Annotated in this window: 17 protein-coding genes; 3 read left to right on the top strand and 14 right to left on the bottom strand. The window is 69.3% G+C overall.

What is annotated here, in order from left to right:
• Positions 1-7 precede the first annotated feature (7 nt).
• Genes J2X20_RS11420 through J2X20_RS11460 form a run of 9 tightly spaced genes read right to left on the bottom strand, consistent with a single transcriptional unit; the run spans position 8 to position 6,255 of the window.
• Entirely contained in the window at positions 8-523 is a 516-nt protein-coding gene (locus J2X20_RS11420; RefSeq protein ID WP_310264561.1) for a GNAT family N-acetyltransferase, read from the bottom strand.
• A 25-nt stretch (positions 524-548) separates the two neighbouring features.
• Positions 549-1,256, bottom strand: coding sequence for an alanyl-tRNA editing protein (locus J2X20_RS11425; RefSeq protein ID WP_310264563.1), 708 nt, complete (start codon positions 1,254-1,256; stop codon positions 549-551).
• Positions 1,256-1,834, bottom strand: a complete 579-nt coding sequence (locus J2X20_RS11430) for a VOC family protein (protein ID WP_409034146.1) — start codon at positions 1,832-1,834, stop codon at positions 1,256-1,258. Before J2X20_RS11430 ends, J2X20_RS11425 begins: the two co-directional genes overlap by 1 nt.
• A 2-nt stretch (positions 1,835-1,836) precedes the next feature.
• On the bottom strand, positions 1,837-2,676 hold the full coding sequence (locus tag J2X20_RS11435; protein ID WP_310264567.1) for a PhzF family phenazine biosynthesis protein: 840 nt from the start codon (positions 2,674-2,676) through the stop codon (positions 1,837-1,839).
• Positions 2,673-3,104 carry a GNAT family N-acetyltransferase gene (locus J2X20_RS11440; RefSeq protein ID WP_310264569.1) on the bottom strand — a complete coding sequence of 144 codons (432 nt, stop codon included), beginning with the start codon at positions 3,102-3,104 and terminating at the stop codon, positions 2,673-2,675. Before J2X20_RS11440 ends, J2X20_RS11435 begins: the two co-directional genes overlap by 4 nt.
• On the bottom strand, positions 3,104-4,312 hold the full coding sequence (locus tag J2X20_RS11445) for an aminotransferase-like domain-containing protein (protein ID WP_310264571.1): 1,209 nt from the start codon (positions 4,310-4,312) through the stop codon (positions 3,104-3,106). Before J2X20_RS11445 ends, J2X20_RS11440 begins: the two co-directional genes overlap by 1 nt.
• Positions 4,313-4,340: 28 nt before the next feature.
• Entirely contained in the window at positions 4,341-5,036 is a 696-nt protein-coding gene (locus J2X20_RS11450) for an aspartate/glutamate racemase family protein (RefSeq protein WP_310264572.1), read from the bottom strand.
• The gene (locus J2X20_RS11455; RefSeq protein ID WP_310264574.1) at positions 5,033-5,323 is read right to left on the bottom strand and encodes a DUF2917 domain-containing protein; all 291 of its coding nucleotides are present in this window, start codon (positions 5,321-5,323) and stop codon (positions 5,033-5,035) included. Before J2X20_RS11455 ends, J2X20_RS11450 begins: the two co-directional genes overlap by 4 nt.
• 14 nt (positions 5,324-5,337) lie before the next feature.
• Entirely contained in the window at positions 5,338-6,255 is a 918-nt protein-coding gene (locus tag J2X20_RS11460; protein WP_310264576.1) for a DMT family transporter, read from the bottom strand.
• A 73-nt stretch (positions 6,256-6,328) separates the two neighbouring features.
• On the opposite strand from J2X20_RS11460, the gene J2X20_RS11465 reads away from it, so the two are divergent.
• Together J2X20_RS11465 and J2X20_RS11470 are read left to right on the top strand one after the other, a co-directional pair.
• Positions 6,329-7,774, top strand: coding sequence for an aminotransferase-like domain-containing protein (locus J2X20_RS11465; protein WP_310264578.1), 1,446 nt, complete (start codon positions 6,329-6,331; stop codon positions 7,772-7,774).
• 168 nt (positions 7,775-7,942) lie between these two features.
• Positions 7,943-8,551 carry a response regulator gene (locus J2X20_RS11470; protein ID WP_310264580.1) on the top strand — a complete coding sequence of 203 codons (609 nt, stop codon included), beginning with the start codon at positions 7,943-7,945 and terminating at the stop codon, positions 8,549-8,551.
• A 119-nt stretch (positions 8,552-8,670) separates the two neighbouring features.
• On the opposite strand, the gene J2X20_RS11475 is transcribed toward J2X20_RS11470, so the two are convergent.
• A complete protein-coding gene (locus J2X20_RS11475) occupies positions 8,671-9,051 on the bottom strand; it encodes a hypothetical protein (protein WP_310264583.1) in 381 nt (126 codons plus the stop codon).
• A gap of 172 nt (positions 9,052-9,223) precedes the next feature.
• Complete coding sequence (locus tag J2X20_RS11480; RefSeq protein WP_310264585.1) at positions 9,224-11,098, bottom strand: ATP-binding cassette domain-containing protein; 1,875 nt, start codon at positions 11,096-11,098, stop codon at positions 9,224-9,226.
• A gap of 44 nt (positions 11,099-11,142) precedes the next feature.
• Here J2X20_RS11480 and J2X20_RS11485 point away from each other — a divergent pair, with 44 nt between their 5' ends.
• Positions 11,143-11,997 (top strand): TIGR02285 family protein, encoded by an 855-nt coding sequence (locus tag J2X20_RS11485; RefSeq protein WP_310264588.1) that lies wholly within the window; start codon positions 11,143-11,145, stop codon positions 11,995-11,997.
• A 7-nt stretch (positions 11,998-12,004) separates the two neighbouring features.
• Here the strand turns inward: J2X20_RS11485 and J2X20_RS11490 are convergent, their stop codons facing one another.
• From J2X20_RS11490 to J2X20_RS11500, 3 genes are all read right to left on the bottom strand, one after another.
• Positions 12,005-12,907 carry an alpha/beta hydrolase gene (locus J2X20_RS11490; RefSeq protein WP_310264590.1) on the bottom strand — a complete coding sequence of 301 codons (903 nt, stop codon included), beginning with the start codon at positions 12,905-12,907 and terminating at the stop codon, positions 12,005-12,007.
• Between the two features lie 71 nt (positions 12,908-12,978).
• Entirely contained in the window at positions 12,979-13,587 is a 609-nt protein-coding gene (locus J2X20_RS11495) for a TetR/AcrR family transcriptional regulator (protein ID WP_310264592.1), read from the bottom strand.
• 31 nt (positions 13,588-13,618) lie between these two features.
• Positions 13,619-14,968 carry a dicarboxylate/amino acid:cation symporter gene (locus J2X20_RS11500; protein ID WP_310264594.1) on the bottom strand — a complete coding sequence of 450 codons (1,350 nt, stop codon included), beginning with the start codon at positions 14,966-14,968 and terminating at the stop codon, positions 13,619-13,621.
• Positions 14,969-15,002: the final 34 nt, after the last annotated feature.

Consider the following 15,002-nt stretch of genomic DNA (forward strand, 5'->3'; position numbering starts at 1 on the left):
TAGGCGGTTATCCGAAGTAACTCGGCCGGAAGGCGCCGAGCTCGGCCTTCAGATAGTGGGCGCCGGGGATGGGATTGAAATAGAAGGGCGGCACCTCGGCGAAGCCCAGGCTCTCGTAGAGGCCGCGGGCGGCCTCCATGTCGTCCAGCGTGTCCAGCAGCATGGACGAATAGCCGGCTTCCGTCGCGCGGTCCATCAGCGCCTGGGCCAGGATGCGCCCCAGGCCAAAGCGCCGGAAGGCCGGGCGCACGAACAGGCGCTTCATCTCGCAGGCATTGGGATAGTCGGCGTCGGGCAAGGGTCGGAAGGCACCGCTGCCGGCGATGGCGCCATCGACGGTCGCCAGCAGCATCAGGCCGCCGGGTGGCGCGTAGGCGCCGGGCAGTCCGGCGAGCTCTTCCTCGAAGCCCTGGAAGTCGAGGTCGATGTCGAGGCTGTTGGCGTAGTCCCGCAGGACGAGTCGCGCCTCCTGCCAGTCCTCAGGGGACTCGGGTGTGATGAGCTGGATGTCTGGGCCGGCCATAGGCGCCGCAGTTTAGCCAGCCGTGTCAGCCGGCAAATCCCAAGACCACGCGGCGGGTCTTGGCTGATTTCTTTTCGATCTTCGTCACGACGACAGGGCCAATCTCGGCCGTGTTGCTCACATGCGTCCCGCCGCAAGGCTGCAGGTCCACGCCTTGGACTTCCAGCACGCGGACGCGACCCAGCCCACGCGGCGGCTGCACGCTCATCGAGCGGACCAGACCGGGATTGGCATCTAACTCGTCCTCGCTGATCCAGCGATGCCCCACTGGATGGGCCTCGGCCACCAGCCGGTCCAGACCGGCCTGGATGGCCTCCTTGTCGAAAGGCTCGTCGGTATGAAAATCCAGCCGTGCATAGCCCTCGGTGATGGAACAGCCATCGACCGGATAAGGAAGCAGCGCGCACAACAGATGCGTGGCCGTGTGGAAGCGCCGATGCGCCATGCGGCGGGCCGCGTCGATCTCGACGCGCACCGCCGTGCCGACGGGCGGCAGGGCCTCGCCTTCGATCAGGTGGACGATGGCGGCCGGATGCTCCTTGCTCTTGCGCGTGTCGGTCACGCGCCAGCGCTGCTCACCCGCAATCAGCCAGCCGGTGTCGCCGGCCTGGCCGCCGCCAACGGGGTAGCAGACCGTGCGGTCGAGCAGCACACCGCCCTCGCCGTGGGCGGTGACGGTCGCATCGCAGCTCAGCAGCGTCGCGTCTTCACGAAACAGATCCTCGGTCTTCATCAGCCGATCACCTCCAGCTCGACCTCGCCGCGCGGCGTGGCCAATCGCGCCTTCAAACCGTCGCGGGCCTCAAAGCCCAGCAGCTGCACGCCCGAATCGGCCATGCCATCGGTCGGGTGGGCCTCGCCCCACTCGATCAGCACCGGCAGAGCCTCGCGGCGCAGGCGGCGGCCATCTTCGCGCAGCCCGATGCGCCAGCGCAGATTGCCGCGCGAGGCCTCGATCGCCTCACCGGCGTCGACGCCCTCGCCGCGCCAGTTGGCCAGGGCCGCATCCAGATTCGGCACGCGCGACACCCAATGGATCAGCCCCGGCCCTTGGGCCAGACGCTCGCGCAGCGCCGGCTGGTCCAGGTCGAACCAACGCGCGCGGCTCGGCGGCGGCGCCTCGGGATCGATGGCGATGATCTCCAGATAGGCCCGCGGATGGTTGGGGCCGCTGATATTGAGCAGGCGGTTGTGCGTGCCCATCAGCGCATGCTTGCCGCCAGGGCCGGGCGTCACGCCGAGCACGCGCTCACACCAGGCAACGCCCTCTTCCAGCGTCGCCGCGCCGACGACGAGGTGGTCGAGTTCCATGCTCATAACCGGACCTGGCCGTGAATCAGCGGCGTGACGTCGCCGCCAATCCAGGTCGCCTCCGCATCACGCTTCACATGCACGCGGCCCGCGCGTCCCAATGCAGCGCCTTGTGCGGCCACATAGCTGTCGCCCGCCAGGCCCTTTTCCTGCAGCCACAGGGCCAGGCCGGCATTCAGGCTGCCGGTGACCGGATCTTCGGGGATGCCGAGATCGGGCACAAAGGCGCGCACCTCGAACTGGCATTCGCTGCCGGCGGGATACGCGCCGACGACACCGAGCTTGAGTCCCTGCATGGCGATGAAGTCGGGCTGCAGGGCCAGTACGCCGGCCGCATCGGCCAGGCGGGCGACCATCCAGCCCGGGCCGTTGTCCACCCATTCCAGATCCAGCAAGGCCTCGGGCTTGATGCGCAGCGAGGCGATGGCCTGTTCACGCTCGGCCGCGCCGACCGTGCCGCTGCGCTTCAGCGGCGGCGCGGCAAAGGCCAGGCGGGCGCCGTCGCGCTTGACCCGCACCAGGCCGATGGCGCATTGCTGCACCACCTCGCCCGGCTTCTTCGCGTCACCCCCGCTGGCCAGGAAGGCATGGGCGCTGCCCAGCGTCGGGTGGCCGGCAAAGGGCAGCTCGCCGCCGGGCGTGAAGATGCGCACGCGGTAGTCGGCCGCCGGGTCGGTGGGCGGCAGCAGGAAGGTGGTCTCGCTGAGATTGGTCCAGCGCGCGAAGTCGGCCATCTCCTCGTCGGACAGTCCCGCGCCGTCAATGACAACGGCGAGCGCGTTGCCCTTCAGCGGCTGGGCAGTGAAGACATCGACCTGGGCGAAGCGACGGAGTTGAGTCATGGCTTGAGATAAAGACCGGGGCGGACGATTTCCATGCCGCGCTGCGGCGTGGCCAGGGGCGCGAAGCCGTGGCCGCTGTAGAGGGCATGGGCATCGCGGGTGAAGAGCATGAAGCGGCGCAGGCCCTGCAGGTCAGCGTGAGCCAGCAGGGCCTCGATCATCCACGTCGCCAGGCCACGGCCACGATGGGCGTCAAGCACATAGACGTCGCAGAGATAGGCAAAGGTCGTCCGGTCCGTCACGACGCGGGCGAAGCCGACCTGGCCTTGGTCGTCGCGCAGCGCGATGCACAGCGAGTTCGCAATCGCACGCTCGATGAGGGCGAGCGGAATCCCCTCGCACCAGTAGGCCCGGATCAGGAAGGCATGGGCGGCCACCGCGTCGATGTCCGCAGGCGCGAAGCTGAGGCGATAGCCATCGCGTTCCATCAGGGGGCGTGCTCCACGGTAGGCTCCAGCGCCTCGTGCAGCAGGCGGCCGAGCTTCTCGACGCCTTCGCGGATCAGGTCGGGCGTCAGCGTGACGAAGGACAGGCGCAGCGTGCGCGGGTCGGGCTGGTGGGCATAGAAGGCCGCACCCGGCACATAGGCGATGCCGGCATCGACGGCCTGCGGCAGCAGGGCCATGGCGTCCAGGCCTTCGGGCAGCCGGATCCAGAAGAACATGCCGCCCTGGGGCGACAGGTAGTCGCAGCCCGGCGGCAGGTGCTCGCGCAGGGCCTCGGCCATGGCGTCGCGGTTGGCCTTGTAGAGGGCGCGGATGGAGGGGATGTGCTGGTCCAGGAAACCGTCCTTGATGACCTCGTGGACGACGCGCTGGTTGAAGCCTGGCGTGTGCAGGTCGGCGGCCTGCTTGGCCTGCAGCAGCTTCGGATACAGCTCGGTGGGGGCGACGATATAGCCGAGGCGGAAGCCCGGCGTCAGCACCTTGGAGAAGGAGCCCAGGTACAGCGAGCCCTCGGGCCATAGGCTGGACAGCGAGGCCGGCGGCGGTTCGTCGAACCAGAGGTCGCCATAGGGGTTGTCCTCGACGATGGGCACGCCGGCGCGCCGCGAGGCCTCGACGACTTCCACCCGACGCTGGGCGCCCATGACGCGGCCGGTGGGGTTCTGGTAGTTGGGCAGCAGATAGCTGAAGCGCGTGCCCGGCGCATCGTGAGGCAGGGCGGCGATGGCCTCGGGCAGCGGGCCTTGGCTGTCGCTGGCCAGGCTGGCAAAGATCGGCTCGAAGGGCGTGAAGGCCTGCAGGGCGCCGAGATAGGTCGGCGTCTCGACGGCCACCGGCGCGCCGGCGTCGCAGAGGATCTTGCCCACCAGATCCAGGCCCTGCTGGGAGCCGCTGGTGATCAGCACCTGCTCGGGCGTGACCTTCATGCCGAGTGAGGCGACCCGCGTCGCCACCCATTCGCGCAGCGGCGCAAAGCCCTCGCTGGCGGCGTACTGCAGGGCCTCGCGCGGCGACTTGCTCAGCACACGGTCGCAGGCGGCCTTCAGCGCGTCGACGGGAAAGGTGTCCGCGCTCGGCAGGCCGCCGGCCATGGACAGGATGCCCGGCTTTTCGGTGACCTTGAGGATCTCGCGAATGATGGACGGGTTCATGCGCGCGGCGCGGCGCGCTTGGGTCCAGACGGTGCTCATGATGGAGTTACGTGGAATTTCAAAGGGGTCAGCCTAGCATCCAGTCGACTGCCGAACGGGCCTGCAAATCGGTGGAATCGAACAGCGGCAGGGCGGCAGCGCTTTCAGCCGGCAGCAGCAGGCCCAGCTCGGTGCAGCCCAGGATGGCAGCCTGGGCGCCCCGGTCGGCCAGCGCCGCGACCTGGCCACGCAGGGCCTCACGCGAGTGCGGCTCGAACCGGCCGCGGCACAGTTCCTCGTAGATGAGGCGGTGCACTTCGTTGCGCCCCATCTCGTCCGGCGTGATCACTTCGATGCCGAAGCGCTCCCACATGCGCTCGCGATAAAAACCCTGCTCCATCGTGAAGCGAGTGGCCAGCAGGCCGGCACGCTTGATACCGGCAGCGCGCAGGGCCTCGGCCGTCGCGTCGACGATGTGCAGCACCGGCAAGCCGGCGGCGCGTTCGACCTCGGTGGCGACGAGATGCATGGTGTTGGTCGCGATCAGCAGGGCCTCGGCGCCGGCGCGCTTCAGGCCGGCGGCCGCTTCACTCAGCACGCGCGCCGCTTCGGCCCACTCACCGGCCGACTGCAGGGCGGCAATGGGCGCGAAGTCGACGCTGTGCAGCACGAGCTGGGCGCTGTGCAGGCCACCCAGGCGCGTGGCGACGCCGCGGTTGATGAGGGCATAGAGATGCTGGGTCGATTCCCAACTCATGCCGCCCAGGATGCCCAGCGTCTTCATGCCGGTGCCAGGCTGGTGCGCCAGCCTCGTGCCGGTCTGGCTTCGGCGCGCCGCTTGGGCGCCGGTTGCAGCAGCTGGAAGCTCGCCTCGGGCCAGGCCTCGATGACGACCTCCTCGCCGGCCGCCAGCGTCAGGCCTTCGCCGGCGCGCAGCCAATGATCATCGGTGCCGCCCGAAATGGTCAGCCACAGCCGGCCGCCCATGACGACCAGGCGGCGCGGCGTGCGCGCGGCGGCCAGGGTCAAGGCCTGTCCGGGTGCGAGTCGGGTCGTGAAGCTGTCGTTCATGGCGTTTACCTCCTTCAGTGAACCGGCTGCCGCTTGCCCCACCACACGACCGCGAGCACGGCGATGGCGAAGACCACGGTCATGGCATCCAGCTGTTCACCCAGCAGGGGCACGGCAAACAGCATGGACAGAAAAGGTTGCAGCACCTGCACCTGGCTGACACGCAGCGTGCCGCCCAGGGCCAGGCCGCGATACCAGGCGAAGAAACCGATCCACATCGAGACCAGTGACACATAGGCAAAGCCGCCCCAGGCCGAAGCCGCTACCGGCGCCGTCGGCCGCGTCAGCACGGCCAGCGGCAAGGTGATGGGCAGGCTGATGACCAGCACCCAGCAGATGACCTGCTCGGCCGTCAGCGCATTCGACAGCCGCGCGCCGCTGACATAACCCGCCGACGCGCTGACGACGGCGCCCAGCAGCAGCGCATCCGCCATCTCCAATCCGCCCGCGCCGCGCCAGGCCGCAAAGCCGACCACCAGGGCCAGACCGGCCAGGGCGCAGAGCCAGAAGCCCAGGCTGGGCCGCTGGCGCAGCACCGGGGCCGCGATGACGGCGGTGGCCAGCGGCAGCACGCCCGACACCACCGACGCATGCACGGCATCCACATGGCGCACCGCCACGCCCAGCAGCAGCGGCCAGCCGAACACGACGCCCGCGGCCGTGAAGGCCAGCAGCCGCCACTCGCCGCCACGCGGCCGGCGCGCCCCGGTGATCCACAGATAGGCGATCGACAGCAGCCCCGCCACCACGGCGCGGCCAAAGGCGACAAAGGCCGGGTCGAGCTGAGGCGCCGCGGCGCTGCCGCCGGCCAGTCGCGTCATCGGGATGCTGAGCGCAAACATCAGCACGCCGGCCGCGCCGAGCAGCAGGCCGCGCGTGGCGTCGGAGGCGCTCGTCGTGGAGATGGCGGTGGACGTGGAAAACCCTGACATGGACTCAGTCTGAGGCATGACACCGATACAGAACCAGTACAGTCAGCCCACCAGACCACGAATCTGTACTGCCTTGCCGACCGGTACACATCCCCCGCTGCAGCGCGGCGCCAGCCTGCCCCTGGCCGGCCAGCTCGCCGAGCGCTACGCCCAGCGCATCCGCGAACGCCTGCTGTTGCCCGGCGCCCGCCTGCCCTCGGTGCGCGACTGCGCGCGCCAGCATGGCGTCAGCCCGCACACCGTCGTCGCGGCCTATGACCAGCTGCAGGCGGCCGGCCTGCTGGAGGCGCGCCGCCAGCGCGGCTTCTTTGTGCGCGAAAGCCGGCCTGCCACGACCAGAACCCCGTCGGCCCGCGCGCCAGCCACGGCCATGCCGCGCCAGGCACCGATGGACGCCACCGCGCTGATCCGCGGCATGTTCGAGGCCGACGCGGCGCGCTCGCCCGGCCTGGGCACCCTGCCGGCCGACTGGCTGGACCCGACACTGCTGCAATCCGCCCTGCGCCGCCTGAACGCGAGCGACGCATTGGCCGTGCAGACCAGCTATGGCGACCCCAGCGGCGACGTGCGCCTGCGTGCGGCCCTGAGCCAGCGCCTGCACGACCTCGGCATCCATGCCAACCCGGCCCAGATCCTGACGACCAATGGCGCGACCCACGCGCTGGACCTCATCATCCGCACCCAGCTGCAGCCCGGCGACGCCGTCCTCGTCGACGACCCCGGCTGGGCCATCATGTTTGCCCGCCTGACCCAGGCCGGCATCCGCCTGCTGCCCGTGCCGCGCGGTGCCCACGGGCCCGACCTGGATGTGCTGAACGCGCTGGCCGCCGCCCATTCACCGCGCGCCTACCTGACGGTGTCGGTGCTGCACAACCCCACCGGCCACAGCCTCAACCTGGCCGGCGCCCACAAGCTGCTGCGCCTGGCCGACGAGCACGACTTCTTCATCGTCGAGGACGACAGCTACGGCTTCCTCGCGCCCGAGCATCTGCCGCGGCTGGCGGCCCTGGATGGCCTGCGCCGCGTGACCTATGTGTCGGGCTTTTCCAAGGTGCTGACGCCGGCCTGGCGCGTCGGCTATCTGGCCGCGGCCCCCGAGCGGCTGCGCGCGCTGACCGACACCAAGCTGCTGGACGGCCTGACCAGCTCGGCCGTGCTGGAGCGCGCCGTCGCCCTGTGCCTGGAGCAGGGCCGGCTGCGCCGCCATGCCCAGCGCCTGCGCGAGCGCCTGGCCACGGCGCGCCAGCGCATCGCGGCCCTGGCCACCAAGCAGGGCTTCCAGTGGGCCGCGCCGCCGGACGGGCTGTTCGGCTGGCTGGACGTCGGTGTCGACACTGAGAGACTCGCCCAGCCGCTGCTGGACGCCGGCTGGCTGATCGCCCCCGGCGCCCTGTTCAGCGCCACGCGCACGCCCGGCTCGCTGATGCGCATCAACATGGCGACGTCGCAAGACCCGGCCTTCTGGCGCGCCCTGCGCGCGGCGGTGGACGACTTCGGTGGCCGCCCTGCAGCAGGCTGAATCCAGCCTCGCTGCCTCGCATGGCAGCGTTTACATGACGGCCGCCAGGCTGCCGAAAAGTTCTCATCTGACCCGGCGTTGTCGGGGCGGCATGCGCATGGCCGCCGGCAAAATCCGCTCGCCTGGCGCCACCGCAGCTGCGGCGCCCGATGTGACATGAGCGAGCCCTTGAAATTCCTTGTTGTAGACGCCCTGGCCGGAGTGCAAACCTTTGCGCGCCAACTGCTGCAAAGCCGCGGCTTCGCCGCCGACAGCATCCTCTGCTGCGCCGACACCGAAGCGGCCCTGGCCCAGGGCCTGCTCTTCAAACCCCAATTCCTGATCACCGACTGGTTCCCCAAGGCGTCGCTGACCGGCATCCAGCTCTACCAGCGCCTGCGCGAGGCGCAGCCTGCCCTGCACCTGTCGCTGCTGAGCTTCGAGGTGACACCCGAGCACCAGTTCGAGGCCGAGGCCCATGGCGCCCATTTCCTGCTGAAGAAGCCCTTCACGGCCGAGCAGCTCAAGACCGAGATGACGCGCTCGCTGGAGGCCCTGGCCAAGAACTCACCTGGCTTGCATGGGCAGGTACGCGACACCATGCGCGCCGCCAAGCCCGCAACACGACCGGTGCCGCCCCTCATTGCGCCCCAGCCCGTCATCAAGCCGGGCGACAAGGTGCGCTACCAGGGCGGGGTGCATGTGGCCCAGTACGTCGTGCACCGCCACGGCGAAACCGTGGTTCAGCTCAAGGGCCAGAACGGCTTTGTGTCCCTTGAAAAGCTGCAACCCGCCTAGACACAAGGCCCCTCGTCTGGTCGGCCAAGCTAGACGCCGGCCGCCCAGCCGGTCCCCAGACGGGCCGGCTAGGGAGCGGCCCGGCGCTCGGCCCGAATAAGGCACGACGGCCGCGACTCTCAGATCACGACGACCAGGATCATCAGCAGCGGATAGGGCAGCGCGACCGTCGGGCGCAACGCGTTCTTCAGGTATTGCGCGACCAGGCCGGCGCCGCGCGGCCGGCTGGCCAGCCAGTCACTGTGCAATTGCATGGCGGCCACTTCGCCACCCGACTTCAGCCCCGCCTCAACGACAAGCAGGCGATCGCCCAACCGCCCCTGGAAGGTCTTGAGCACGGCCTCCTGCAACCACAGCAGGGCCAGCAAAGCGAGCGCCAGCGTGTTGTCCGGCACCAGCACGGTCGCCGCAAAAGCCACCAGCTTCACGCCCAGGGCCAGGGCCTCGTAGCGCTCATGCTGGGACTGCAGGGCCAGCCATTCCTGGTGGAGTGCGTTCATTTCAGTCGTCCGTTGCATCTGCTGAGACCTGCGGGCCGAGCGCCGGGCCGCTCCCTAGCCGGCCCGCTCCGGCGATGTGCTTGCGGCTCGATGCCGCAAGCATCGCCGTCCCCTCGGGGGACCGACCAGGCTCGCCCGCGTGCAGCGAGGCGAGACTGGGCGAGGGGCCTCATCATTTCGCTTCCAGTTCTTCCCAGCGTTCCATCAAGGTCAACAGCTCGGCGTCGATGTCGGCCGCGCGCTCGGTCACCTCGGCGATGCGCTTGGCGCCCTGGGTGTAGAGCTCGCTGCCGGCGATCAGGGCATTCAGCTGGGTCTGCTCGGCCTCCAGCGCGGCGATCTGCTTGGGGATCTCGTCGAGCTCGCGCTGCGCCTTGTAGCTCAGCTTGCGCTTGGTGGCGACCACCGGGGCCGGTTCAGGCGCGGGCGGCGGCGTGGGTGCAGCGGCGGCCGGCGCGGCCTTGGCCTGCAGGGCGGCGGCGCGCTTGGACTGCGTCAGCCAGTCCTGCACGCTGCCCTCGTACTCACGCCAGCGCGCCTCGCCCTCATAGACGATGGTCGACGTGACGACGTTGTCCAGGAAGCGCCGGTCGTGGCTGACGAGGAAGACGGTGCCGTCGTAGTCGGCCAGCAGTTCCTCCAGCAGCTCCAGCGTCTCGATGTCGAGGTCGTTGGTGGGCTCGTCCAGCACCAGCACATTGGCCGGGCGCGCGAACAGGCGGGCCAGCAGCAGGCGGTTGCGCTCGCCACCACTCAAGGTGCGCACCGGCGAGTTGGCGCGCGCCGGCGAGAACAGGAAGTCGCCCAGATAGCTCTTCACATGCTTCTTCTGCGAGCCGATCTCGATCCACTCCGAGCCGGGGCTGATGGTGTCGGCCAGCGTCGCGTCCAGGTTGAGCGTGTCGCGCATCTGGTCGAAATAGGCCACCGTCAGCCGCGAGCCCTGGCGCACCGTGCCGCTGTCGGGCGCCAGTTCGCCGAGGATCATCTTCAGCAGCGTCGTCTTGCCGGCGCCGTTGGGGCCGATGAGACCGACCTTGTCGCCGCGCAGGATGGTGGACGAGAAGCCGCGCACGATGGCTCTCTCGCCATAGCTCTTGGACACGTCCTCCAGCTCGGCCACGATCTTGCCGCTGGCACCGCCGGTGTCGATGTCCAGCCTGACCTTGCCTTGCACGTCGCGCCGCGCCGCGTGGGCCAGGCGCATGGCCTCCAGGCGCTGGATGCGTGCCACCGAGCGGGTGCGGCGGGCCTCGACGCCCTTGCGGATCCAGATCTCTTCCTGTGCCAGCAGCTTGTCGAAGCGGGCATTGAAGAGGGCCTCGTTCTCCAGCTCATAGGCCTTGGCGGCCTGGAAGGCGGCGAAGTTGCCCGGGTAGCCGCGCAGCTGGCCGCGGTCCAGCTCGACGATGCGGTTGGCCACGTTGTCCAGGAAGGCGCGGTCGTGGGTGATCAACAGCAGCGAGCCCTTGAAGTCGTTCAGCAGGCCTTCCAGCCAGGTGATGGCGTCCAGGTCCAGGTGGTTGGTCGGCTCGTCCAGCAGCAGCACGTCGGGCTGGGCCACCAAGGCCCGGCCCAGGGCCACGCGCTTCTTCAGCCCGCCGGACAGGCTGCCCACCAAGCGCTCGCCATCCAGGCCCAGCCGGTGCAGGGTCTCGTCGACGCGCTGCTCCCAGTTCCAGGCGCCGATGTGCTCGATGCGCTCCTGCACCCAGGCCAGATCGTCGTTCTCGTCATGGCGCTCGTAGCGCTCGCGCAGGGCCTTGGCCTCGGCCACACCCTCGCTGACGACATCGAAGATGGTCGCGTCGCCGCGCAGCTCGGGCTCCTGGGGCACATAGACATTGGTGAGCCCTTGTTGCTGTTGCAACAGGCCGTCGTCGAGTTTTTCCAGGCCGGCGAGGATTTTCAGCAGCGAGGACTTGCCGGTGCCGTTGCGGCCGATGAGGCCGACGCGCTCGCCGGTTTCGAGCGAGAAATTGGCGCCGTCGAGCAGGGCCACGTGGCCGAAAGCGAGATGGGCGTTGGTGAGGGAGAGGACTGCCATGCCTGGATTGTCCTTGACGCCCGCTCAGGGCTAGCATGGACCGCATGACGCGTGCCCCGTTGCTCGCCCTGCTGCTCGCCGTGGCGCCGGTCCAGGCCGACGAAGGCGTCATCGAATGGCAGCTCTACAACCAGCCGCCGCTGTCCATGCTGGACGGCCCCAACCGCGGCCAGGGCGTGCTCAACCTCGGCCTCAACAAGCTGCTGTTGCCCCGGCTGACGCACTACGGCCACCAGATGGCCGAAGTGCCCATCAAGCGCCTTGTGCTGGCACTCAAGACCCAGCCCAATGCCTGTGCCTTCGGCCTGCTGAAGAACGCCGAGCGCGAGGCCTTCATGCTGTTCTCGTCACCCATCCTGCCGCAGCTGCCACCGGGTGTCGTCGTGCGCCGCGCCGAGTACGAGGCGCTGCATCCTTTCCTCAACCGCGACGGTGCCCTGCAGCTCAAGGCCTGGCTGGCCAACGGCAGCGGGCGTCTGGGCGTAACCGATGGCCGCAGCTACGGCGCCGCCGTCGACGAGCTGCTGACGCCGCTGCGCGGCTCGGCCCGCGTGCCCGTCGTCGCGGCCGATGCGCCGGTGCGCAATCTGCTGCAGATGGTGGTGCTGGGCCGCCTGGAGATGGCCGTCGCCCTGCCCTACGAGGCGCGCTATCTGCAGGAGGCCGAAGGCATGGACACGCGCAGCCTGCGCTTCGTGCCGCTGGCCGAGCAGCCGCGCCAGCTGGTGGGCTATGCGGCCTGCGCCAAGGGGCCGTTTGGCGCCGGCGTCATCCGCCGCATCAACGAAGTGCTGGCCCAGTCCGAGGTGCAGGCAACGCTGATCGGCTACTACGAACGCTGGCTGGACGAGGACTCGCGCCAGCTCGCCCGCGCGGCGCGGGCGGCCTCCTCGCCCTAGACAGCGCTCAGACGACGCGCAGCGCCGGCGTCGCCGAGGTGGCCATCAGGAAATGGCCCAGCACCTGCTCCATGACGGCCGGGTCGTTGAGCAGGCGGCGGTGGCCCAGGCTCTCGGTCACATGCAGGCGTCCCGCGCCCAGGCCGGCCAGCAGGGTCTCGCTGCCGCTCAGAGGCGCCGTCAGGTCGCCACGATCGTGCACCAGCAGCGTCGGCTGTACGACACGCTCGCCCAGCCAGGCCGGCTCGAACAGGCCCAGCGACACACCCTCGCGCCGCTCCACATGGCCGCGCATGCGCAGGGCCAACCCTTCATCGGTGCCGATGGCCTGCGCGAACCAGCGCAGGAACTGCCCCGGCGGCGGCGCCAGCGCGATCAGGGCCGCGCGGCGCGCCGGCAGGCCGCGGGCCAGGGCATGCGACACGGCCAGCGCGCCCAGGGAGTGGGCGATGACGCCGTCCCAGGGTCCGAAGCGCGCGGTGACGGCGAACAGCGCCCTCACCCACTGCAGCAGATTGCTGCGCCAGCCGCTGCTGCGGCCATGGGCCGGCAGGTCCAGCAGTACAGGCTCCAGGCCAGCCGCCGCCAGCGTGTCGGCCAGGGGCCGCATCTGCTGGGCGTCACCCGCCCAGCCGTGGGTCAGCAGCACCTTGGGGCGACCGGGTTCGATGTCACTGCGCTGCCAGACGCTGATGTGGCCGCCCTCGAAGGGCAGTCGGCGCTGCACCCAGGGGCGCGGCACATCGCGCGAACGGGCCAGCCATTTGGTGGGCACCGGCGTGAAGAAGAGGTTGAGGGCCACGCGGGTACCGAGGTCGGGCGACAGCCGATGCAGGCCGCGCAGCAGGGCGGCCACGCCACGGGCGGCGGGCGAGGCGTAGAAGGCGGCGGCGGGGTTGTGAGTGGTCACAGCGGCTCCATATTTCGCACGACCGTGCGAAGTTGATTTAAACGAAAAGGTGAGGCAGGCATGGCGGCGGATCAGGGGCTGGGGAGGCTGTCTTTCAGCAGCCGCTGCCAGGCGCGCTCGGCGCGCTCGAGGGCGCGCGGGTCGCGCAGGAAGCGGGCGTCGTGCAGCAGGATGGTGAAGATGGCGTCCATCTCGAACACCATCTGCTCGGCGTCGAGGTCGGCGCGCAGATGGCCGGCCTGCACGGCTTGCAACACGGTGCGGCGCAGCGTGGCGCGCCAGCGCAGCACGCCATCCAGCAGATGCTCGCGCACCGGGCCCTCGCGGTCGTCGTACTCGAAGGCGCCTGCCGTGTAGAGGCAGGTCTTGTGGCGGTCGACGTCGCTGGCCCAGTTCAGCCAGCGCCGCATGACGGCCTGCAGCCGCGGCAGGCCGCGCGCCTCGCTCATGGCGGGCACGAAGACGGTCTGCACAAAGCGCTTGTCGAACTCCAGCAGCACGGCCACCTGCAGCTGCTCGCGCGAGCCGACGCGCGAGAACACGCCGCTCTTGGACAGCTCCAGGCGCTTGGCCACCTCACCGATGCTGATGCTCTCCAGCCCCTCGGTGACGGCCATGTCCAGGGCGGCGCCAACAATGGCGGCCAGCGTCGTCTCGGCGCGTTCGCTGCGGGTTTCCATGCCCGCAATTTAGCACGGTCGTGCGGAATTCCTAGCGAACTGCCGGGTTATTCGGCATGTGTTGGTCCACGGCGTCCAGCACCTCTTCGGGCTCGTCGGCCTCGGCCGGGGTTTCGTTGTTCAACACCGCCTGCATGCGGGCCTGGTCGAGATCGCCCGTCCACTTGCCGACGACGACGGTGGCGACGCCGTTGCCGATCAGATTGGTCAGGGCCCGCGCCTCGGACATGAAGCGGTCGATGCCCAGGATCAGGGCCAGGCCCGCCACCGGTACGCCGCCCACCGCCGACAGCGTGGCCGCCAGCACGATGAAGCCGCTGCCCGTCACGCCGGCCGCGCCCTTGCTGGTCAGCAGCAGCACGCCGAGCAGGGTCAGCTGTTGCGTCAGCGTCATCGGCGTGTCGGTGGCCTGGGCAATGAAGACGGCTGCCATCGTCAGATAGATGGAGGTGCCGTCGAGGTTGAAGGAATAGCCGGTCGGGATGACGAGGCCGACGGTGGACTTGCGCACCCCGAGGTTCTCGAGCTTGGCCATCATGCGCGGCAGCACCGACTCGCTGGACGAGGTGCCCAGCACGATGAAGAGCTCCTCCTTGATGTACTTGATGAACTTCCAGACCGAGAAGCCGTGCAGCTTCGCGATCGTGCCCAGCACGACGAAGATGAAGATCAGGCAGGTGGCGTAGAAGGAGCCCATCAGCTTGGCCAGCTGCAGCAGCGAACCCACGCCGTATTTGCCGATGGTGAAGGCCATGGCCCCGAAGGCGCCGATGGGGGCCACCTTCATGATCATGCCGACGATGGCGAAGAGCACGTGCGAGGTCTTCTCGATGCCATCGAACACCAGGGTGCCGCGGCCGCCGAAGCGGTGCAGGGCGAAGCCGAACAGCAGCGAGAACAGCAGCACCTGCAGCATCTCGCCCTTGGCGAAGGCGTCCACCACCGTGGTCGGGATGATGGCCAGCAGGAAGTCCACCGTGCCCTGCAGCTTGCCCGGCCCGGTGTAGGCGGCGATGCCCTTGGTGTCCAGGGTCTTGGGGTCGACATGCATGCCGTCGCCCGGCTGCAGCACATTGACGACGACGAGGCCGACGATGAGGGCGATGGTCGACACGATCTCGAAGTACAGCAGCGCATAGCCACCGGTCTTGCCGACGCGCTTCATGTCCTCCATGCCGGCAATGCCCACCACCACCGTGCAGAAGATGATGGGCGCGATGATCATCTTGATCAGCTTGATGAAGCCGTCGCCCAGGGGCTTGAGCGCCTCGCCCGTCTGCGGCCAGAAGTGGCCTACCAGCACGCCGATGAGGATGGCCGTGATGACCTGGAAATAGAGGGACCGATAGATGGGCGGGCGCCCGGTCGGGATGGTCTGCATGCGCTGTCTCCGTCAGTTCTTCGAGCGGAACTGG

The organism is Roseateles saccharophilus (genome assembly GCF_031458095.1).
In the GTDB taxonomy this organism is placed as follows: Bacteria; Pseudomonadota; Gammaproteobacteria; order Burkholderiales; family Burkholderiaceae_C; genus Pelomonas; species Pelomonas saccharophila_A.